The following is a 22,296-nucleotide window of genomic DNA, read 5'->3' as shown; positions in this document are numbered from 1 at the left end:
TGATCCGGTAGTTCAGCTGGTTAGAATGCCGCCCTGTCACGGCGGAGGTCGCGGGTTCGAGTCCCGTCCGGATCGCAAAAAAAATCTCCCTTCAAGGAGATTTTTTTATTTTGTATAAGATTTGAATTTGAGTTATATTACTTTCTGAATGTTCGGCGTGTAAGATTTCGGCGTCCGATTTAGATTTCAAAAATTTTAGATTCCTCATTAATTTTTCTTACCACCGCTTCTGTTCTTTCTTTACTCGTATCGGTAATGAATATCTGACCGAAATGCTCACGGTTCACTAGTTCAATAAGCTGTTCCACGCGTGTGTCATCCAGCTTGTCAAAAATATCATCGAGCAGAAGGATTGGTGTTTTGCCGGTAAGCTCTTTTATGCGGTTCATCTGCGACAGTTTCAGCGCGATTAGGAATGACTTCTGCTGACCCTGGCTGCCGGTTTTTTTCAGAGGTTGGCCGTTCATACTAAACATTAGGTCATCTTTGTGAATCCCGCGTGAGGTGTAGGTAAGAGCCCTGTCTTTTTCCAGGTTTGTGCTGAGTAGGTCTTCAAAATTTTGATGAATAAGATCTGACCCGTATTCCACCGTTATTTTTTCATTCCCTTTCGAGATGATTTCGTAATAATTCTGGATGAGTTCGAGAATGGAATCGGTGAATGCGCGTCTTTTTTCGAAAATACGGCTGCCGAATTTGATTAAAGGCTCGTTATAGATCTCCAGACTTTCCGGATCGAAAAAACGGTTTTTCGCAAAACTTTTCAGCAATGCATTCCGTTGCTGAACTGTCTTCTGATACTGAATCAAATTGAACAGATAATCCGAATCGGTCTGCGAAATCATGGCGTCCAGGAATTTTCGCCGGCTTTCTCCCGAGTCGGAGATCAAATTGGAATCATAGGGCGAAATGATGACGCTGGGCAGGAAACCGATGTGATCGGCCATGCGGTCGTAGGTCTTATCGTTCTTCTTAATGATTTTTTTGGCGTCGCGCGGCATCTGGATTTTGATGATGCTTTCCTTTTCGCCATCAAAGATGTTTCCTTCAATGCTGAAGAAATCCTCACCGTTCTCAATATTGTTCTGGTCTGTATTTCCAAGAAAACTCTTGCCCACCGAAAGATAGTGCAGCGCATCCAAAACGTTGGTCTTTCCCACGCCGTTGTTACCTACAAAGCAGTTGATTTGATGCGAAAATTCAAAAATTCTTTTGGGATGATTTTTAAAGTGGATGAGTTGGAGCTTTTGAATAACCATTTGTCAAAAATACTTCATTAATATGGTAATTAAAAGCGGCAGCGCCGAACATGATTCCACGCCAAATGAAAAGTATGCATCCTTATTGGTGTTTTCAGAAAAGTAAACGAAGATCATGGTGAGAATGTTGGTGATGACAAAAGCCGCAGCAAATTCACGAGGGAGCGTAAATATTGAAATTAATGCACTTGCGGTAAGCATCAGACAGGCCAGATACTTTGTTTTTTGAACCCCAATCAGCCTCGGAAATGTCACAACGTCATCGTGATTCATATCGCGTATATCAAAGGGAAGAACCAGCGCAGAAACGAAGAGCAGGCTCACTGTGAAAATACCGGGATGAAAGTCGGGTAGGATGAGCCAGGAATTAACCAGGGCCCAGGTAAAACCTACATAAAACACCTTGAGAAGCGGGATTTTGCGGATATAATTTTCCAGGAAAAACGAGTTGTACAGTAAACCCAAGGCTACGATGCAGAGCCATTTCAGTAGTCTGACTTCATTGTGATTCAGTAAAATTAATGCCCCGGATAAAACTCCGCAAATTACATTGAATACAAGGATTTTGGAAAAGTGCCGGTGCTTTTGGTATTTGGTATACAGATAGCCGCTGAAATAGGTGATGAAGATCAGCAAAACCGTGGGCCAGCGTAACAGGTTCTGCTCCAGCATAAAGAAGACCGCCAGGGCAGTGCCCGTCAGGGATACGTACAGTTGACTGTTAATGATGTATTTTTTCGCTAAATTTAAAAACTGCATTTGAGCAAATTTAACCAATAATCAGTTGCCCAATCCTACTTACATTCAATCCTCAAAATATGAATAAATTCACCCAGGTTTTTATCCTTTTCGTTTTTACCGCTTTCTTTTCATCTTTTTTCGGCCAGAAATACTATGACGACCAATGGAAGAAGGTATCAGAAAACTATAAATCAGGCAAATACAAATCCAACCTTCCCATTATTTTAGAAATCCAGAACCAGGCTATGAAAGACGACAATGCCAACCAGCTTATACGCTCGCTGAAAGCTGAATTCAGCATTGTGAACCAAACACAGGACGATGAAAATAATGATTCGGCCAGCCAGTTCTTTACAAAACTTTCTACGTTTGGCGATAAACTTAAAGGTGAACAGAAATTACTTTATGAGGTGCTTTTGGGCGAATTTTTTATTGATTATTACGAGAATGAATCATGGGAAATTAACCAGCGTACGAACATTAACAATCAGGATTTCGCGCAGATTGAAACCTGGAGTAAACTCGATTTCAAGAATTTCCTGACCAAACAGTTTGCTGAACTCGAAACCAAAAAAGCGGCTTTACAGCAGGTTCGGCTGGGTAAATACAAAGATATTTTTGAAGGCACTGAAGATCTGGATTACTTCCCGACACTGTTTGACTGGAACACGGTGAATCAAATTGAGTTTTTAAAGAACAGTAACTTTTTTACTCCAAATGAACTTAAAGTTAATCATGCAAAAATCATAACTCTTTATGATGAACTGATTGCGAAAAACACGACCAATTCAAAACTATACTTTGGGCATCAAAAAATCAATTATAACTGTGAGTTCCTGAATTGCAAAGACCGGTTTGAACAGCTTCAGACTCTTGTAAATTCCGGCATTGATGGCGATTACAAAGTATTGGTTATCGCTGAGATGATGGATTTACTTTCGGCTGAGCAGAAGTTTACCCAGGCTTTACAGTTGGCTGACTCTGCAAAGAAGCAGTATCCTAAATCTAAATTTCTCGAGAATATTAAGAACCGCGAAAATCAGATCATCAACCCTACGTTGATCATTAAATTCGAGAATCACACGCAGAGCAACCGTCCGATCCATTTGGTTGCCGAGGCTAAGAATGTAAATCAGTTTTCGTTAAATATTTATGAGGTTAAAGACGATGTACAGAACTTTATGAAGTATGTGCGCAACTCCTACGATAAAAACAGTTTTGCGCCGGTTAAGAAATCTTTAGTTCGTAAAGATATGTTTGAGCTTCGGGACCAGAAAGACTATAAACCGCATAAAACTTCCCTTGAAATCAAACCTCTGCCTTCGGGTATTTACCTGGCTGAATACGTTGTGGATGGCGCCATCCAGGAACATTTTTATTTCATTGCGACCCAATCCCGTATTTTATATGATAAAAAGGATGACAGGAAGCTAGTCGACAACCAGCTGAAGCTGGTGAACCGCGAAAACGGACAGTCGATTTCCAACGAAGGATTGAAAATCTATGAATACAGCGGTGCGAAAACGGTTACAACAACCAACCAAAATACGGACAAGGCTGCTAATTTCCGATTCCCTGATTCAGGGAGTAAGGAATATTACCGCTATTATCTGGTTCAGCAGCCAAAGACCAATGATTTTAACCTGATTCAGGTGTATGGAGACCGGTATTATGGAGGGGAGGACAATAACGACCGTGAAACTGCCCAAATATTCATTGACCGCGCTATTTACAGACCCGGGCAGACGGTTTATTTTAAAGTGATTGCAACGGCTTTCAACGGAAAATCTAAAACAGAAAATGTAGTTTCAAAATCAAAACTGAACATCACGCTAAACAATGCAAATGGCGATGAAGTAAGTAAGCAACAACTGACCACCAATGAATTCGGCTCTGTAAACGGATCGTTCGTGCTACCACTTGGTAAACTGAACGGACAGTTTTATATTGAGGTTGACAATGATGATGAAGATTCAGATTTCTTGATTGATGGAACCAAATATTTTCAGGTTGAAGAATACAAACGACCCAAATTTGAGGTGACATTTGAGCCTGTAAAAGATGAATATAAATATGGGCAGACAGTAGAAGTCAAAGGAAAAGCTATGATGTTTTCGGGAGTTCCGCTTAGCAATGCTACTGTGAACTATGAAATCAAAAAGAAGAATATTCGCTGGATGTACTTTTGGTGGTATCCGCGCGGAAACGACAAGGAGAATTCCATTTTAGGTGATGTAAAAACCAATGATAAAGGTGAATTCACGATCAGGATCGACCTTAAGAAGGATGAAACTCTGGACGGAATCCAGGTGGATAATTATGAAATTAATGCTTCGGTGACCGACATCAATGGCGAAACCCAGTCGGAAACCACGAACGTGAAAGTCGCCTCCGTGTCGCATTATATTAAAGCTGATGATATTAAAGACAGCTTCACCGATGAGAATATTAAGGTCAAGGTTGAGACTAAGAATTATAATGATCAGAACCTGAACAAACCTTATCAGGTTAAACTGTCGAAGCTGCTGCCGCCTGAAAGGATCTTCAGAAGTAATTTCCAAAATGAAATCCAGGATTTGCCTAAATTGTCAAAACAGGAATTCATCCAGAAATTCCCGCATGATTACTTTTCTATTGACGAGAAAGAACCTGCTGTTCAATCTGTCATTCTGAATGGAGTGCAGAAAACTGATGAATCTCTTGACTTGGGTAAACTCGCCGCCGGAAAATACAGTCTTGAACTCTACAATATTGAAGGGAAAGACACGATCAAAACGGAAAAAACCTTTGAAGTTTTCGACAAGAGATTTCTGGTAGATACCCAGAAACCTTTCCTCAAAGTACTTCAGCCAAAAGATGAATTCAAACGTTCTGAGAAAGCCAAGATTTATGTGTATTCGGCCATACCGAATGCCTTGGTCAATGTATATGTGCAGAACGGAAACGGGGAAACCATTACTGAGCAGCGGAAGCTTAAAAACGGGGTGCTGGAATACGACCTTGCCTTCCCGAATGACGAAAGCATCGACCAGGTGAATGTTCAGTTTCAAATTGTCGCATTCAATGATGTACAAACCGAAAGCATCAATCTTAAGATCAGTTCCGATAAAAAACCATTAAGAATTGAAACGGTGACCTTCCGGGACAAGCTACAGCCCAATTCAAAAGAGAAGTGGACTGTAAAAATTCTTGGAGATGATAAAGAGAAGATTAATGCAGAAGTTTTGGCCAATATGTACGACATGTCGCTGGATCAGTTTGCGGTAAACCGTTGGTCGTGGCAGCAACTGTACCGGAAATATTTCAGGATGATATCCTATGATATAGACCAAAACCTGGCGCAGGAACATTACAGCAAACGGATACCATATCTGAATCAAAATGTAATCCGCATCCCTGAATTCGCATGGTTTGATGGCGGAATTTATGGTAGAATGGTTCGTGACCAGGCAATTGTTGCTTATTCCGTTGAATCTTCCGCAATGAAGGAAAATATGAATGCTCCAGCTGCTCTGGCAGGAAAAGTCGCAGGCGTTCAGGTTTCCAATCAACCGGCGGCTGATTCCGCTGCCGTTTCGGAAGTAGAAGAAGTGGTAGTTTCGGGAGTCGGCCCGGGAAAAGATTTGCTAAAAATCCCCGTCCGCCAAAACCTTAATGAAACCGCATTTTTCTATCCGAATTTAATGACGGATCAAGACGGAAACGTCACGTTTGAATTTACCTCGCCCGAAGCATTGACGCAGTGGAAACTCATGTTCCTGGCGCATACAAAAGATGCCCGAGCGGCCACGCTTGAAAAAGAAGTCGTAACGCAGAAGGAATTTTCTGTGACGCCGAACTATCCAAGATTTTTGCGTGAAGGAGACGAGCTGAACTTGCAGTCCAAACTTTCGAGTCTGGTAAGCCAGAGTTTAAATGGTACAGCACAACTTCAGATTTTGGATGCGTTTACAAACGAGGACATCTCGGATCGATTCGGGTTAATTCGTAATAATTCGAGCGCATTTGAATTAAAAGAGAATGGAAACGCGGTGGTAAACTGGAAACTGAAAGTTCCGAACGATGTTTCCTCAATCATTATAAAAGTTGTTGCGCAGGCCGGCAATTTCTCCGACGGGGAACAGAAAGCAATTGCTGTTCTGCCCAACAGAATGTTGGTAACCGATGCTGTTCCGATCTTTGTAAAAGAAGGCCAAACCAAAACGTTTACCCTGGAGAATTTATCTGAAAATAATTCAACAACCGCCACGAACGTTGCCAATACACTTGAATTGACAACCAACCCAATTTGGGAAATCATGTTTGCCTTACCAAGCCTGAAAAACGATCAGAACGGTTCGGCCGATGTGGTTTTCAACAAATGGTTTGCGGATGTTCTGGCTTCAGAAATTTTTAAAGCCAATCCGAAACTTAAAACGGTTTTTGATGAATACCAGCAGAAAGGTTTATTAACTTCAAATCTTGAGAAGAATCAGGAGTTGAAACAATTATTGCTCGAAGAAACGCCCTGGGTGCTGGACAGTAAGGATGAAACCGAGCAGATGCAGAAACTGGCCCGTCTTTTCGATGCCAATACAATGCGGAACTCCATTCAGACGGATTGGGCAGAACTGAAACAACTGCAGAATCCCGACGGAGGCTTCTCCTGGTATCAGGGTTATCCAAGTTCGTATTATACTTCATTATATATTCTTAAAAATCTGGGAAGGATCAATGAATGGCTGAAAGGAAACATGTCTGAATATCAGGGTTCCGAACAGAAAGAACTGGTTTCGAAACTCATCGCTTATGTAGATCAGGAAGTCAAAAAGTATGGGAACATTGACAAAAAATTTGTGGTGAATAATTTCGTACTGGATTATCTGGATACCCGCAGTTACTGGGAGGTTCAGTATCCGCTGAAAGCCAAAGGAACATCTTTAAAAAATGCAGTGATTGCCAAAGCTAAGACGGAGAAGATTACTGATTTCACCTTCTTTGGCCTGCACCGTCTGGCGTTGTTGTTTGATAAATATGGAATGAAAACGGAGTCGAAGAAATTTCTTTCGTATTTAAAGGAAACCTCTACAGATACTCAAACTCAGGGCGTGTACTGGAAACAGAACCTGAACAACTGGGGTTGGTATTCGTCCAAAACGGTGAACCACGCCGGCGCTTTGGAAGCCTTTAACAAGCTGAGTCCAAATGATACAGATTTCATTGAGGAAATGAAAATTTGGCTCGTGACTCAGAAAGAAGTAAACTCCTGGGGAAGTTCGCGCGGAACGGCTGAAGTTATTTTTACGATGCTGAATTCCGGAAAATCATGGACAAGTCCTGAAAGTGATAAGGCAACAATTGTGTGGGGAGGGAAGGAGCTTGTAAACCCGGACACCAAAGCCACAGGTTATGTGAAAACATCTGTAAAGCCAGAACAGATTGACAAGACCTTAGGAACGGTGACTGTTACTAAACCCGGCCCCGGTGTTGTGCAGGGTGGACTCTTCTGGCAGTATTATGAAGATCTGGACAAGATTAAATCTTCCGAATCTTATATTTCAATAACCAAAGAACTTTACAAAAAAGTGAAAACCGTAAATGGGGAGGAACTTCAGAAAATAACCGCTGCAACACCTCTGAAAGTTGGCGATAAAGTAACCGTAAGAATGATCCTGAACACCGACAGGAATATGGAATTCATCCACCTGAAGGACATGCGCGCTGCCGGATTTGAGCCACTGAATGTCATTTCCGGTTATGAGTGGAAAAACGGATTGGGTTATTATCAGTCTACGAAGGATGCTTCCACCAATTTCTACATTGAAAATATGCCGAAAGGGAAGTATGTTTTTGAGTACGACTATATCTGCAATGCCTCCGGAACCTTCAGCAACGGAATTACGACGCTGCAGAACTATTACGCACCTCAGATGAGCGCGCATACGATGGGAACACGGGTGACAATTTCAGAATAGATTTAACTAAAAAAACGAGCCGTTTTACAATTTGTGAAACGGCTTTTTTTGTGTTTAAAACAGGCTTTTACCAGGACAGAAGTTTCCGGATCAGTGAAAGTTTTTTGGCTGTATATGGCGGATATTTAATGGCCGGTTCACCCCAGTTTTTCCTGTGCAGCACCGCCTTTTTATGTGAAAATGCCTCGAAGCCATATTTCCCGTGATAGTTACCCATTCCGGAATTTCCCACGCCGCCGAACGGCAGCGCATCGTTGCTGAGGTGCATCATCACGTCGTTTATACAGCCGCCACCAAAAGAATAGTTGTCTTTAAAAAATTTAATCTCTTCCGGATTGTTCGAAAAAAGGTATGCTGCCAGCGGTTTTTCGAGTTGCGCCAGGTGATTCATCGCCTCCCGAAAATATTTATAGGAAACAACCGGCAGAATGGGCCCGAAAATTTCCTCGCGCATCACTTCATCATCCCAGTTCACGTTATCCAAAACAGTTGGCTCGATGTATCGTGTCCCGGGGTCCGTATTTCCGCCGAAATAAATTTTCCCGCGGTCAATCAGCTGCACAAGTCTCGTGTAATTTTTATCATTAATGATTTGCGCATAATGCTCACTGCCGGCCTTATAATCGAATTTTTTAATATAATCCCGCAGATAGTCTAAGAAATGATCCTTGATTTTCTCTTCTGCAAGCACGAAGTCCGGCGCCACACAGGTCTGTCCGGCATTGATGAATTTTCCCCACACGATCCTGCGTGCGGCCACTTCCAAATCTGCGTCGGCCGTCACGATCGCCGGTGATTTTCCGCCGAGTTCCAAAACTACCGGCGTCAGGTTTTTTGCCGCGGCTTCATAAATAATCTTGCCGACCTGTGTACTTCCGGTAAAAAATATCTTGTCGAATTTTTGCTTTAATATTTCCGTAGTTTCCTCCACACCGCCTATGCACACGTGGAAGAAATCTGGTTTAAAGTGTTGGTTGATGAGATTTTGGATGACCAACATCGTGTGGTGTGCGATTTCGCTGGGTTTTAGGATTACGGTGTTTCCGGCTGCGATTGCGGAAATGGCCGGCAACAGCGAAAGCTGAATAGGGTAGTTCCACGCACCAATGACCAAAACGGTACCCAAAGGTTCACTGTAAACCCTGCTTGAGCCCGGAAGATTCGCTAGGTTCGTCCATTTTCTTTCGGGTTTAGCAAGCTGCGAAAGGTTGCGCAAAAAATACTTAATTTCTTTATTGATGATTGAAATTTCAGTGGTGAAAGTATCGAACGCGGACTTTCCGAAATCTTTATGAATGGCCTCGTACAGGGCTTTTTCGTTATCACTAACCAGTTTTTGCAGTTTTATCAGCTGCTCTTTCCTGAAACGTATATCCTTGGTTTGGTGCGTGCGGAAGAATTCGCGCTGATTTTCTATGAGTTGCGTATAATCCATTAGTTGTTGGTATATTTCAGTTGAACTAATCAAAAGCGCTTCAAAATCCGCGCCTCACGCCCGTCGATGCTGTTTAAACACAACTTGCAATGAGATTTAATTTTAAAAATAAAATTTAAAATCATCAAAACAACCTATTGAAAATGATCAATTCGGTCCCGAGCCCAATGTTTGAATGACTAAGCTAAAATTTTAGGCTCACCAGTGAAAGTTTTAGCTTGATGTGCTAAACATTTAGCTTTAAAACGTAATCATTTAGGTTAAAGACATAATCATTTAGGTTAAAGACGCAATGGTTTAGGTTATGAAGCTAAAGTTTTAGGTAAAGGACGTAAATGTTTAGGTTCCTGACGTAAAATTATACGTCGCGGACGTAATCGTTTAGCCTGCGGCCTTAAACATTCCGCTGATTAACCTAAAGCTGTATGTTCCGATAAAAAAAATCCGCCTCCACTGAGGAAACGGATTTTGATTTTATTTAAATATACTTTCTGGATTGGTTTTAGCCGCACTTGCTCGAGCCACAGTTTTTGCAAATCAGGCAACCTTCCTGATAAACCACCTGGTCGGAGCTGCAGTTGGAGCATTTTCCGGCAGCCTCAGTACCGTCGGCGATATACCGCTTCAGGGCGCGTGCTACACCAGCTTTCCAGTTATTGATCGATTCGGAATCGAGTTCGAGACGGTTGATCAGTTCCACTACGTTTTCAATCGGCATTCCGTGTCTCAAGGTGCCCGAAATCAGTTTGGCGTAATTCCAGAATTCAGGATTAAACTTATGCGAAAGCCCTTCAATTGTAGTTTTATAGCCACGAAGATTCTTAAACTGGAAATCGTAGCGTGATTTGCCGTTTTCGTCGCGGTTTTTAATGATGACCCCGTCATTTACCCAGCGTGGCAGCGCGATACCTTCTTCATCATCGGCCAGTCCGGTGAAGATTTCGTACGGTTTTTTATCGATCAGACCGATGAAGGCAATCCATTTGTCTTTATTGTTTTGGAAACGCACAATGTCGGTTTCCAGGATCTGAGGTCTTTTTTTCGGAAATGCAGTGCTGGCCGGAGATTCTTCTTTCTTTTCGTCGTTCGAAATCAAAACGCCGGAACGCGAACCGTCGCGGTAAACTGTCACGCCTTTGCAGCCCACTTCCCAAGCCTTGATGTAAAGCTGATTCACCAGTTCTTCTGTTGCATCATTCGGGATGTTGATCGTTACGGAAATAGAATGATCTACCCATTTTTGGATTGCACCCTGCATTTCCACCTTGCTGAGCCAATCAACGTCATTCGAAGTAGCCTTATAATACGGCGACTGCTCGATGATTTTGTTGATTTCTTCCTGGGTATAATTGCGCTCGGTATCGATACCGTTCACCTCCATCCACTGCTTGAAACGGTGGTGAAAAACGATGTATTCTTCCCAGTGATCGCCAACTTCATCTACGAAATCTACACGGACTTCCTGGTCGTTCGGATTCACTTTGCGGCGACGTTTGTAGACAGGCAGGAAAACCGGTTCGATGCCGGAAGTCGTTTGAGACATCAGCGAAGTGCTGCCCGTAGGCGCAATAGTAAGCAACGCGATATTCCTTCTGCCGAATTTTTGAAGGTCTTCAAACAATTCCGGATCTGCATCTTTAATTCTTTGAACAAAAGGATTGTTTTTCTCGCGTTTCTCATCATAAATCGCGAATGCGCCGCGTTCTCTTGCCATTTCAACGGACGAACGGTAGGCTGCCAGCGCCAATGTCTTATGGACTAAAGTTGAAAATTCGTTCCCTTCTTTGCTGCCGTATTGTATGTTCAAAGCCGCCAGCATATCACCTTCTGCGGTAATCCCAACACCTGTTCGGCGGCCTTCGATCGTCTTTTTGCGGATGCTGATCCAAAGATTTCTTTCGGTTGCCTTAATCTCGTCGCCTTCCGGATCTGACTCGATTTTTTCTAAAATCGCATCAATTTTTTCAATCTCAAGATCGATGATATCGTCCATCATCCTTTGTGCATAACCGACGTGCTTTTTGAAAAGTTCGAAATTGAATTTTGCTTTTTTGGTAAACGGATTTTCTACATACGAGAACAGGTTCACCGCAAGAAGTCTGCACGAATCATACGGGCAAAGCGGAATTTCACCACATGGATTCGTGGAAACCGTTTCGTAACCCAGATCTGCATAGCAATCCGGCAAAGACTCTCGGATGATCGTGTCCCAGAAAAGAATCCCGGGTTCCGCAGATTTCCAGGCGTTGTGGATGATCTTATCCCAAAGCTCGGTCGCTTTCACTTCCTTTTCGAACTTCGGATTTTGGCTGTGTATTGGGTATTTCTGAATGTAATTTTCCTTGGCTACCACCGCGTTCATGAACTCATCATCAATCCTCACAGAAATATTGGCGCCCGTAATCTTTCCCTGCTCAAGTTTAGCATTCACGAAATCTTCAGAATCGGGGTGATTAATCGAAACCGAAAGCATCAGTGCGCCGCGTCGGCCATCCTGGGCTACTTCGCGTGTGGAGTTAGAATATCTTTCCATGAATGGCACCAAGCCCGTAGAAGTAAGTGCCGAATTTTTCACTGCGGAACCTTTCGGGCGGATGTGCGACAGGTCGTGGCCCACACCGCCGCGTCTTTTCATCAGTTGCACCTGCTCCTGATCAATTTTCATGATACTGCCGTAAGAGTCGCTTTGCGTGCCGTTGCCGATCACGAAACAGTTGGACAGCGAAGCAATCTGGAAATCGTTTCCGATTCCGGTCATTGGGCTTCCTTGAGGGATGATGTATTTAAAATTTTTAATCAGGTCAAAAACTTCATTTTCAGGTAAAGCATTGGGATAATTGGCTTCAATTCTTGCGATCTCTGACGCAATTCTTCGGTGCATATCATCCGGTGTGCGTTCGTAAATGTTGCCGTCGGAATCTTTGAGCGCATACTTGCTGACCCAAACTTTTGCAGCTAAATCATCGCCGTTAAAGTACTGTAATGTTGATTCATACGCATCCGCGTAACTATAAATTGTGCCTTTGTGCTCGAGTTCCAGTGTATCCATAAATCTATCTTTATTAATTAAATAAAAGTAGAACATTATTTCCACAAGGCAAAAAGTTTACAAATTTTAATTGTTATAACGTTGATAACTAATAAATTAATTTTTCAAAGAGAGCTAAAAGTTTGCAAAAATGAAAAATCAGTGACGATTATTTTATTATATTTAATATTAAATTTTCGTATTTAGACATAATAAAATCCTTCGAAAATCGTGTTGCAATGGATTGGCGCATGGTTTCGCGGTCAAATTCCAGATTTACAAGTTCCCGGATTCGGCCTGCAAAAATCTCATGCTGGTTGATGTCAAGTATTTCCCCGTTGATTTGATGCTCGATAATTTCCGAAATCCCACCCGGACAGTTATTTGCCAACGCGTATGTGCCGCATGCGCCGGCTTCGAGAAGTGCATTCGGAAAACCTTCGTAGCGTGAAGACAGCACGAAAAGATCCGCGAAAAGAAGAAAGCGGTAAGGGTTTTCATGCTGCCCGTGGAAAATGACATTATCTAAGCCATGGTGCCTCCTCAAGTGCTGGAGCAACGCATAATCGCGACCATTTCCTACGATATGCAATAGAATTTTTTCGTTTTTAAGGTGTGAAAATACTTTCAGCAAATTATCAAAACCCTTTCTAGCAGAAAGATTGCCTATTGCCACCACATTTTTAAAATCGGGTTTAAAACTTTCGCATTTCTTCGCATTTTCCGTTTGGCTTCTAATGAAATCAAAATCGACCGGATTATTTATTTTGACGATTTTATGCTCGTCAATCCTTAAATTTTCGATGAGGTCAGTTTTCATATCATCGCTTTGTGCAATGATGCGGTGAAAATTATTATAAAAGCGGTAAAAGAACCGGATTTCCGGACGTTTTACGTGTTCCGAAACTACGTTTGTTTCGCGCGCAATAAATTTAGTTTTCGGAAAAAGCGGGATGAACAGGGAGATGTATGCGTTTATTTCACCATATCCGGAAAATACGATGTCCGGTTTCCGGCGTATGATTTCAAGCAGAATGGGTTTTAAGGCAAACCGCATTTTCTGTGTTTTGATGTCGATGATTTCCACGTCTTCCTTCAAATGTTTCAGATAGCCACCTGCTTTCCTCATAAGCAGGATTTTTGGTTCAAAGAGTTCGCGCGGAAGATGATTCGCGATCGTGGTAATTACGCGCTCAGCGCCGCCGGTTTCAAGGTCGGGAAGGATGAAAATTATTGAGGTTTTGCTCATGAAGTTTATGCAGAAACTTTCAAAATGTGTTGCGTGCAGCTACAAAAGTTCAGGATATTCCTGCGAATGGTTGTTGAGAATGTGATTAACGGGGACGCGGTCGGCTTTCCGGTAAAAGAATACCAGGTCGTGCGCTGGTTGGCTTTGTATTTTATATAATGATGGCCGGAGTGTTTTAATTTACCACTGCTTTTTCCGACATTTTTCAGACCAATATTGTTTTCAATATAATCATAGATCTATTCAGCATACTTAATCGAATCCTCTTCAACGGCAAGGCCCTTATTAATCAAGATGTCAATTAGATTGTGAATTTGGGCTTCAAATCTAGCGTGGTAAACAATAGTCATTTTTTCAAGGGCAGACTTTCGATATAGGCGTGCGTTCTTCTACTCATTTCTTCTGCAGGTATACCGTTCGCAAACCTTTCATCAAAATCATCTTTTACAGGATACGCAGTCGTTTCTTCGGCCACCTGCGGAACTTCCATCCGGTTTTTAATCCTTAAAATCTCCAGCAATACAGATTCGTCTTCAAGTGATTTTAGCCAGTCAGCGATTTCTGTTTTTAAAGTTTCCATGTTGTTTTCCATCTTTGTGCTATTTTGTGTCAAACGAATCAGTTAGCTACATCCGAAATAAATTTAATCCTAAGCATTCTTACCTCCTCGTCACTTAGATCGTCGCCAAATTCTGCCAGTAGAACCTTCATACTGTCACTTTCGCTTTCACTCATGAATTCCATGAAGCCTTCTACAATGTCTTCGTCGAAATTCTCGTCGATGTAATAATCAATATTAAGTTTAGTACCCTGATAAACAATACGTTCCATTTCTTTCAGCAAATCTTCCATCGAAAGGTTTTTTGCTTTTGCTATGTCTTCCAGGTCGATTTTCTTGTCCGTGCTTTGTATGATGAAAACTTTATGCGAAGATTTGTTAGCCACCTGCTTGATCACCATATCTTCATTACGTTCGATGCCGTTTTCTTCCACGTACTTCCTTATGTACTCTACGAATTCCTTTCCATAACGTTTGGCCTTGCCTTCGCCAACACCATATATTTTCGCCATTTCCTCAATAGTAGTAGGGTATTGAACCGTCATGTCCTCCAAACTTGGATCCATGAAAACAGTGTATGGTGGAACGCCGTGTTTCTTCCCGACGCTTGCCCGTAATTCCTTTAAATTGGAAAAAAGCACTTCATCCATGCTGCTGCCCTGCTGAGACTGTTCAGAATCTGCTTTTGTCTGTGCGAGGTCGTACTGGCGGTCTTCGGCAATCAGGAACGGTGTTTTATCTTTTCCGTTAATTATTTTCTGACCTTTTTCTGTGATTTTTAAGACACCATAAGTTTCGATGTCCTTTTGCAGATAATTTTGCACCGTAGCCTGACGGATGATCGTTTTCCAGAAATTCTCCGCGTGTTCCTTGCCGAAACCGAACTCTTTCCGCAATTCAAGCTTATAAGATTTTGTCACGGAGTTTTCTTTGCCTGCAATGACAGAGATAAGATCTTTAGTTTTAAATTTTTCTTCCAGGTCTTTCACAAGGCTCAAAACCTGTTTCAATTCTTTTGTAGCATCTTTAAGAACCGGGGGATTCGCGAAATTATCACACATCTGCGCGCCCGCACCGTTCACCGGATCGAACTGTTCGCCGAAATAATAGAGGATGTACTGCCGTCTGCTCATCGAAGTTTCGGCGTAACCTACCACTTCATTCAGAAGCTGTAGGCCGATTTCGCGTTCCGAAACGGGTTTTTGAGCCAAAAATTTCTCAAGTTTTTCAATATCTTTCGGGTCATAAAATGCCAGACAGTAACCTTCGCCACCATCGCGGCCTGCGCGTCCGGTTTCCTGATAATAGCTTTCAAGCGATTTTGGGATGTCATAATGAATCACAAAACGCACATCAGGTTTGTCGATACCCATTCCGAAGGCTATTGTGGCCACAATGACGTCGGCTTCTTCCATCAGAAACTTATCCTGGTTCAGCACGCGTGTCTTTTGGTCCAGACCGGCGTGGTAGGGTAGTGCATTGATACCGTTGACCTGTAAGAGTTGCGCAAGTTCCTCCACTTTGCGGCGGCTCAGACAGTATACAATTCCGGATTTTCCTTTGTAGCGGTTGATGAATTTTACGATCTCGCGGTCAATATCTACTTTAGGTCGTACTTCATAAAACAGGTTTGGGCGATTAAAACTTTCCTTGAACACCAGCGCGTTCGTCATGCCAAGTGTTTTCTGGATGTCATCCTGTACTTTTGGTGTCGCGGTAGCTGTAAGCGCAATCACAGGTACATCGGCAATTTTGTCTATGATGAGTTTTAGATTCCGGTATTCCGGACGGAAATCATGTCCCCATTCCGAGATGCAGTGTGCTTCGTCTATCGCTACAAACGAGATTTTCACTTCGCGCAAAAACTCCAGATAATCTTCTTTTATTAATGATTCCGGCGCCACATAAAGTAGCTTCGTCCTTCCACGACGAATGTCGTCAAAAACCTGCTTGATCTGGGTTTTATTAAGTGACGAATTTAACACGTGCGCCACGCCTTCGTCTGAAGAAAGCCCATTCACGGCGTCAACCTGATTTTTCATCAGAGCGATCAAAGGCGAAACCACAATCGCAGTTCCTTCCGAAATAAGTGCCGGCAGTTGATAGCACAGCGATTTTCCGCCGCCGGTTGGCATCAATACAAATATGTCGTTGCCTTCGAGAAGACTCTTGATGATTTCCTGCTGCTGTCCTTTGAAGGTTGAAAAACCGAAATACTTCTTAAGTTGTTGCTGTATATCGGCGGTATTGTTTTTCATTTGTCTCAAGGTATTTTATGCATTTTTTCATTTTAATTCTCCTTTTCATCACTGACAGACGGAATGAATTAGTTTGCTAAATTTGCATATTACTCAAAGTTAAAAAATAATAATCAGAATAAAAAAAATCGGTGCCCGGCAGCGAAAATTAAGTTTTCCGCGGCACCTGATTTTAAATTTTAAATATGAACGACGAGTCTATTCTAAATCTTGCCCGTAAAGCACTTGAGACCGAAATTATCGAACTTCAAAGTCTAAAAAACCGACTGGGAGAGAGCTTCCTTAGAGCCATTGAAACAATCAACGGGAGCAATGGCAAACTAATCATCGTGGGCATCGGAAAATCGGCACATGTCGCCAACAAAATAGTGGCAACGCTGAATTCTACCGGCACACCGGCGCAGTTTCTGCATGCATCCGAAGCGCTGCACGGGGATTTAGGCGTCATCCAGAAAAATGATGTGGTGCTGTGTATATCGAATTCAGGCAACTCACCGGAGATCGTAAACCTACTGACTTTTCTGAAACAGTATTCCTCAGCATTGATCGGGATGACCGGAAATTTACATTCTAAACTGGCAGAAGCCTCAGATGTTGTGCTGGACACTTCCGTGGAAAAAGAAGCGTGTCCTATAAAACTCGCTCCTACAAGTTCCACTACAGTTCAGATGGCGCTCGGAGACGCGCTTGCGGTGTGTCTGATGGAAATCAACGGCTTTAAAGAAAGCGATTTCGCAAAGTTTCATCCCGGTGGTGCACTTGGGAAAAATCTTACGGCTACAGTGGAGCAGTTTTTATCCATCCAAAAACCTCAGGTCGCAGCCGATGTCGGCATTCGGGAAATAATAATCTCCATCAGCAGCTCCACGCATGGGGTTACCGTCGTGGCTGAGCATGATGAAATTTTAGGCGTAATCACAGACGGTGATCTTCGCAGGATGTTGCTGAGTCAGCAGAATCTTTCAAAAGTACGTGCGGGAGACATCATGAGTAAAAATCCGAAAGCGGTGGACAAAAACGCGCTCGCAAAAGAAGCGATGCAGATCCTGAAAAGCAACAATATCGGCCAGCTGATTGTTACCGAACACGGAAAATATTACGGCATCATCGATATCCACAAACTTTTAGATGAAGGTATTGCGTAACTCTCTGCCAAAAACCTCTTCCCGTGCAACATCTGATTTTGCAGATAATTCAGTAATTTCGCAGCGCTTTTCAGCAGCTGTATTAAATGAAATCATCTCAAAAATAATTTTTCCGTGAGCGTAAAGAAAGAAATGTCATTCTGGGGCCATATCGGCGAACTGCGCGGCCACCTCATCCGCTCGCTCATCGCGATTGTCTTGGGTGCAATAATCGTTGGTATGAACGTGAACTGGATCATGGATCATATTTTCTTTGGGCCCACGCGCAACGATTTTTTTACTTTTCGGGTCGTGAATCACTTCTCGCGCGAACTTTTAGGTCATGACAGCATCATTTTGCCCGACCATTTTGCGGTTCAGCAGAAAAAGCTCTTTCAGCAGTTCAATGTAATGATGTCTGTGTCTATTTTTGGTGGTCTCGTCGCGGCATTCCCTTACATAATCTGGGAATTGTGGCGTTTCATTTCGCCGGCGCTGCACCCGAATGAAAGAAAAAATTCGGTTTTCCTGATCAATTTTGTGTGGATATTGTTTTTGGTCGGTATTCTCTGCGGCTATTTTCTGATCCTGCCTTTCGCCATTAACTTTGGTTTACTCTTCAGTATTTCCGAATCAATCACGCAGTTATTTGACCTGAGTGATTATACAGCACTTTTCCTGCAGGTCGTGCTCGGGATGGGCGTCGTTTTTCTCTTCCCGGTCATCGTGTATTTCCTCACGTCCATCGGCATCCTCACACCTGTTTTCATGCGTACTTACCGGCGCCATGCTATTGTTTTGATCATGGTGGTGGCCGCAATCATCACGCCGGCGGATGTGCTGAGTATGATGATGGCTGCATTGCCACTGCTTTTGCTGTATGAATTCAGCATCATGATGAGCACATACACCTTCAAGAAAGTTCAGGCGCGCGATGCCGCACCGCGAATCTAAATTTTAAAGAGCAACACAGTTTCCGCAGTTTCCGCAAAGGGTACCCGCTGTCGCTACTCGCTTCCTGCCACCTTTTCAGGTAGCAGGAGAGCTCAGACAGGCCGCTCCATCGGGGCTACAAACACGGAACCTACACCTTTTGAGAGTTCTCACTTTGAAAAAAAGAGGAAATATCCGCTTACTTTTTCTCCACAAATTCTTTCAGGTCCGTACCTACAATTTCGTTCCAGCCTTCCTCAAAACTTTCGCGGCGAAAATCACTGCCAAGATGGTTTAAGTTTTCAAGGCCTTTATGCATCAGCGTGACGAGAGTTCCGTCCCCATCTTGCTCCAGACGCCATTTAACGATGGTTTTTTCTTTAGAAAATTCCGGATAACTCCACGTGTGTTTCAGTTTTTCGTTCGGAATCACTTCCAGGATTTCGCCGTGGTGATGAAATTTCTTCCCATCACCAGGCTCGAAAAAATTAAATTCGCCATGCTCAGCCAGTTCAAAATCAGGGATGTCGAAATACCATTCCTTCATCTGGTCTTTGTCAGTAAGCGCGGCCCACACCTTGTCTACCGGAGCCTCCATTTTTTGTTTTACAACTATATTATCGTGCATAATATTGGTTTTTTAAGTCTATTAAAATTAGTCAAAATATGTGAACATTTCTTGCAATCTGTAACTGACTTTATTCAGTATCTTATTTTAAAGTAAATTTGCCCGCATTTTGCAACCGCTTTTTTTATTTTAAACAAAAATGAGATTTCCGAAGATGATCGTATTTATAATTGCCGTCCTTATGCTGCTTACGGCCGGCACTTTACTGTTCCTCGCGCAGTCGCAGTTTGGAAAACACCCTTCGGGAGCACGTTTGGAAAGAATCCTGAAATCCCCTCATTACAAAAACGGCCGGTTTGATAATCTTAATAAAACACCACAGTTTGCAGAAGATACGTCGATGTCCGAAGTGATGTTTCGGCTTTTGTTCGGCAAAAAAGAAAATACGCGCCCGTCCAAACCATTCAAATTCAAAAAGACCGACCTGAATACACTTCGCCCCGATGAGAATGTCTTTATCTGGATGGGTCATTCGTCTTATTACATCCAGCTTGACGGTAAGAAAATTCTTGTGGATCCTGTTTTCAGCGGCAACGCTTCGCCGGTTTCATTTACCACAAAAGCATTTGCGGGCAGCGATATTTATTCAGCAGCGGATATCCCCGAGCTTGATTACCTGATTATCACGCACGATCATTGGGATCATCTCGATTTTGAAACGGTAAAAGAACTGAAACCGAAAGTAAAGCACGTCATCACAGGTCTCGGAACCGGTGAACATCTGGAAAGTTGGGGTTATGACACGAACATAATGACCGAGCTCGATTGGGGTGAAAGTGCCGATTTGCAAAATGGTTTCAAAATCTATTGTGAAGCTGCGCGGCATTTTTCCGGGCGCGGTCTGCGGCGCGACAAGGCAATTTGGGCAAGTTTTGTGTTAGAGTCTCCTTCCCAAACAATTTACATCGGTGGCGACAGCGGCTATGACGATCACTTTAAAAAAATTGGCCTGAAGTACGGTACTTTTGATCTCGCAATCCTGGAAAACGGCCAATACAACCGCGATTGGCGATATATCCACTTCCTGCCCGGCGAAAATATTCAGGCGATGAAAGATCTCAACGCGAAACGCATGATCCCTGTCCATAATTCCAAATTTGCATTGGCGTCTCACCCGTGGACGGAGCCATTAGATAAAATCATGGAACTTAACACCGAAAAACTACGCATCATCACACCTGAAATAGGCGGGAAAGTAATTTGGCAGGAGGATACGCGTGTTTATCCGCGCTGGTGGGACAAATACCGATAAAATTTGGAATGATTTTTACTTCAGTGATGGTTAAATTCCAGCACTATGACCAGAACATTACAAATTGCTAACGGTATTGCGTTAGTTTTCACCATTTTATTTAATTATTTAAGTAATACTGGGGTTTTCAACGGAAAAACCATCGGCAATGTTTCCGATGAATACCACAATCTGTTCACGCCCGCGGGCTATGCATTTTCAATTTGGGGCCTGATCTATATTTTACTGTTCGCGTTCGTGATCTACACCGGAAGAAGCCTCTTCAAACCTGAAAAAAATGGAGGTGAGACCTTCGTGACCCGAATGGGCTGGTGGTTTGTGGTTTCCTGTATCGCCAATTGTCTCTGGATTGTCACCTGGCTTTTTGGCTACACGGGGCTTTCGGTACTTGTACTCGCCGCAGCATTCATTTCATTAATGGTAATTGTTCTTGAGGCTTTAAAATATTACCGCGGAAGTGCCGAAAAATGGTTTATCAATATCCCGTTCCAGATCTATGCAGGTTGGCTCAGCGTTGCATTGATCGCCGCGGCCGCGTCGTGGCTACAGAAGATTGGTTGGGAAGGTTTCGGATTGTCAGAAGAGGCATGGACGGTCATAATGATCACAGTTGCGGTCGCTGTTCACCTATTCATGACCTGGCAAAAAAGAGCTTTGGCTTTCGCGTTGGTCGCGGTTTGGGCATTGGTGGCAATCGCCGTCTCAAATCAGGATATAAATTATACCGTTTATGCTGCAGCACTTGTGGCAGCACTTATAATTGCGGTCAGCAGCGTCATCTTCCTTTTAAAACGAAGAGCGTTTGGGCCTCGATAGATTTTCGTAAATTGGTGGGATATGAAAATTCAGAATTTTAAATTTTTTACGCTTCTTGCGCTTCTTTTTTATGTAACTGTCTATGCGCAGGACGTTAGTAAACTTCAGCCACTTGATGCTGAGCTTTCGACGGTACAATATCCGTTTTCGGTTCATTTTAAGCGTATTGTAAATCAACAGCAAAAACTTAAAATGGCCTATATGGATGTGTTGCCTGCCAAACCAAACGGAAAAACCATCGTGCTGCTCCACGGTAAGAATTTTAACGGCTACTACTTTGAAGAAACCGCAATCCGCCTGCAGCAGGAAGGTTTCCGCGTGATCATGCCCGATCAGATTGGCTTTGGAAAGTCTTCGAAACCGCTTCAGTTTCAATACAGCTTCCAACAGTTAGCTGAAAACACGAAATCAATCCTTGACTCGCTGAAAATTGACCGGTTTGCGCTTCTGGGACACTCGATGGGCGGAATGCTCGCCACCAAAATGGCTGTGATGTATCCGGAGAATATTGATAAATTGGTGCTTGTGAATCCGATCGGCCTCGAAGACTATCGGGATTTTTCTCCTTACCAAAACATCGACAAACTCTATACTTCCGAGCTCAAAAACACTTACGATTCTTACAGGGATTATCAGCTAAAATATTACTATGACGGCAAATGGAAGCCGGAATATGACAAGTGGCTGAATTTACTTGCGGGCTGGACAATCCACCAAGATTTTCCAATAACAGTATGGAATGCGGCGCTCACAACCGATATGATCTATACGCAGCCTGTGGTGCAGGATTTTGAAAAAATTACCAGCCCGACTCTTCTTATAATCGGAACCCGCGACAGAACGGCGATCGGAAAAAATAATGCGCCTAAAGAAATTCAGCCCTTGATGGGCCAGTATCAGAATCTCGGCAAGCAAACACATCAAAAAATTAAAGGTTCAAAGCTTGTAGAGCTTGAAAACGTAGGGCATTCGCCACATATCGAAGTTTTTGGCCGTTTTATCCAGCCACTGCTTGATTTCATCAAATAACTTTTGATTAAAGGCTTCCCGCGGAAGCCTT

General features: G+C 42.9%; 14 protein-coding genes and 1 tRNA gene. 7 read left to right on the top strand and 8 right to left on the bottom strand.

Annotated features, from left to right (window positions below):
* The first annotated feature begins 1 nt into the window (after position 1).
* A tRNA-Asp gene (locus H9628_RS08320) sits at positions 2–75 on the top strand.
* 104 nt (positions 76–179) lie between these two features.
* On the opposite strand, the gene recF is transcribed toward H9628_RS08320, so the two are convergent.
* Entirely contained in the window at positions 180–1,259 is a 1,080-nt protein-coding gene (recF, locus tag H9628_RS08315; RefSeq protein ID WP_251833661.1) for a DNA replication/repair protein RecF, read from the bottom strand.
* A 3-nt stretch (positions 1,260–1,262) separates the two neighbouring features.
* A complete protein-coding gene (locus tag H9628_RS08310; RefSeq protein WP_251833660.1) occupies positions 1,263–2,018 on the bottom strand; it encodes a UbiA prenyltransferase family protein in 756 nt (251 codons plus the stop codon).
* 59 nt (positions 2,019–2,077) lie between these two features.
* Here H9628_RS08310 and H9628_RS08305 point away from each other — a divergent pair, with 59 nt between their 5' ends.
* Entirely contained in the window at positions 2,078–7,954 is a 5,877-nt protein-coding gene (locus tag H9628_RS08305; protein WP_251833659.1) for an alpha-2-macroglobulin family protein, read from the top strand.
* Between the two features lie 67 nt (positions 7,955–8,021).
* Here the strand turns inward: H9628_RS08305 and H9628_RS08300 are convergent, their stop codons facing one another.
* The 5 genes from H9628_RS08300 to recQ form a co-directional block, all read right to left on the bottom strand.
* The gene (locus H9628_RS08300) at positions 8,022–9,389 is read right to left on the bottom strand and encodes an aldehyde dehydrogenase (protein WP_251833658.1); all 1,368 of its coding nucleotides are present in this window, start codon (positions 9,387–9,389) and stop codon (positions 8,022–8,024) included.
* Positions 9,390–9,891: 502 nt separating this feature from the next.
* A complete protein-coding gene (locus H9628_RS08295) occupies positions 9,892–12,438 on the bottom strand; it encodes an adenosylcobalamin-dependent ribonucleoside-diphosphate reductase (protein WP_251833657.1) in 2,547 nt (848 codons plus the stop codon).
* A 148-nt stretch (positions 12,439–12,586) separates the two neighbouring features.
* Positions 12,587–13,666, bottom strand: a complete 1,080-nt coding sequence (locus tag H9628_RS08290) for a glycosyltransferase (protein WP_251833656.1) — start codon at positions 13,664–13,666, stop codon at positions 12,587–12,589.
* 346 nt (positions 13,667–14,012) lie between these two features.
* The gene (locus H9628_RS08285) at positions 14,013–14,258 is read right to left on the bottom strand and encodes a hypothetical protein (RefSeq protein ID WP_251833655.1); all 246 of its coding nucleotides are present in this window, start codon (positions 14,256–14,258) and stop codon (positions 14,013–14,015) included.
* 26 nt (positions 14,259–14,284) lie between these two features.
* A complete protein-coding gene (recQ, locus tag H9628_RS08280) occupies positions 14,285–16,483 on the bottom strand; it encodes a DNA helicase RecQ (RefSeq protein WP_251833654.1) in 2,199 nt (732 codons plus the stop codon).
* A gap of 185 nt (positions 16,484–16,668) precedes the next feature.
* On the opposite strand from recQ, the gene H9628_RS08275 reads away from it, so the two are divergent.
* On the top strand, positions 16,669–17,628 hold the full coding sequence (locus H9628_RS08275; protein WP_251833653.1) for a KpsF/GutQ family sugar-phosphate isomerase: 960 nt from the start codon (positions 16,669–16,671) through the stop codon (positions 17,626–17,628).
* 114 nt (positions 17,629–17,742) lie between these two features.
* A complete protein-coding gene (tatC, locus tag H9628_RS08270) occupies positions 17,743–18,561 on the top strand; it encodes a twin-arginine translocase subunit TatC (protein ID WP_251833652.1) in 819 nt (272 codons plus the stop codon).
* A 178-nt stretch (positions 18,562–18,739) separates the two neighbouring features.
* Here tatC and H9628_RS08265 read toward each other — a convergent pair whose 3' ends face one another.
* Positions 18,740–19,168 (bottom strand): SRPBCC family protein, encoded by a 429-nt coding sequence (locus tag H9628_RS08265; RefSeq protein WP_251833651.1) that lies wholly within the window; start codon positions 19,166–19,168, stop codon positions 18,740–18,742.
* 154 nt (positions 19,169–19,322) lie between these two features.
* Between H9628_RS08265 and H9628_RS08260 the strand changes: the two genes are divergently transcribed.
* The 3 genes from H9628_RS08260 to H9628_RS08250 are packed head-to-tail and all read left to right on the top strand — an operon-like array spanning position 19,323 to position 22,265.
* Positions 19,323–20,420 carry an MBL fold metallo-hydrolase gene (locus H9628_RS08260; protein ID WP_251833650.1) on the top strand — a complete coding sequence of 366 codons (1,098 nt, stop codon included), beginning with the start codon at positions 19,323–19,325 and terminating at the stop codon, positions 20,418–20,420.
* A 45-nt stretch (positions 20,421–20,465) separates the two neighbouring features.
* On the top strand, positions 20,466–21,236 hold the full coding sequence (locus H9628_RS08255; RefSeq protein ID WP_251833649.1) for a tryptophan-rich sensory protein: 771 nt from the start codon (positions 20,466–20,468) through the stop codon (positions 21,234–21,236).
* 21 nt (positions 21,237–21,257) lie between these two features.
* A complete protein-coding gene (locus tag H9628_RS08250; protein WP_251833648.1) occupies positions 21,258–22,265 on the top strand; it encodes an alpha/beta fold hydrolase in 1,008 nt (335 codons plus the stop codon).
* Positions 22,266–22,296: the final 31 nt, after the last annotated feature.

The sequence above is a fragment of the Kaistella pullorum genome, assembly GCF_014837035.1.
Lineage (GTDB): Bacteria > Bacteroidota > Bacteroidia > Flavobacteriales > Weeksellaceae > Kaistella > Kaistella rhinocerotis.
Note: the sequence above shows the minus strand (reverse complement) of the source record. Positions and strands in the feature narration are given on the sequence as shown.

Coding starts and splice junctions, on each gene's coding strand:
- recF (WP_251833661.1), bottom strand. CDS start 1,259: ATGGTTATTCAAAAGCTCCAACTCATCCACTTTAAAAATCATCCCAAA.
- H9628_RS08310 (WP_251833660.1), bottom strand. CDS start 2,018: ATGCAGTTTTTAAATTTAGCGAAAAAATACATCATTAACAGTCAACTG.
- H9628_RS08305 (WP_251833659.1), top strand. CDS start 2,078: ATGAATAAATTCACCCAGGTTTTTATCCTTTTCGTTTTTACCGCTTTC.
- H9628_RS08300 (WP_251833658.1), bottom strand. CDS start 9,389: ATGGATTATACGCAACTCATAGAAAATCAGCGCGAATTCTTCCGCACG.
- H9628_RS08295 (WP_251833657.1), bottom strand. CDS start 12,438: ATGGATACACTGGAACTCGAGCACAAAGGCACAATTTATAGTTACGCG.
- H9628_RS08290 (WP_251833656.1), bottom strand. CDS start 13,666: ATGAGCAAAACCTCAATAATTTTCATCCTTCCCGACCTTGAAACCGGC.
- H9628_RS08285 (WP_251833655.1), bottom strand. CDS start 14,258: ATGGAAAACAACATGGAAACTTTAAAAACAGAAATCGCTGACTGGCTA.
- recQ (WP_251833654.1), bottom strand. CDS start 16,483: ATGAAAAACAATACCGCCGATATACAGCAACAACTTAAGAAGTATTTC.
- H9628_RS08275 (WP_251833653.1), top strand. CDS start 16,669: ATGAACGACGAGTCTATTCTAAATCTTGCCCGTAAAGCACTTGAGACC.
- H9628_RS08265 (WP_251833651.1), bottom strand. CDS start 19,168: ATGCACGATAATATAGTTGTAAAACAAAAAATGGAGGCTCCGGTAGAC.
- H9628_RS08260 (WP_251833650.1), top strand. CDS start 19,323: ATGATCGTATTTATAATTGCCGTCCTTATGCTGCTTACGGCCGGCACT.
- H9628_RS08255 (WP_251833649.1), top strand. CDS start 20,466: ATGACCAGAACATTACAAATTGCTAACGGTATTGCGTTAGTTTTCACC.
- H9628_RS08250 (WP_251833648.1), top strand. CDS start 21,258: ATGAAAATTCAGAATTTTAAATTTTTTACGCTTCTTGCGCTTCTTTTT.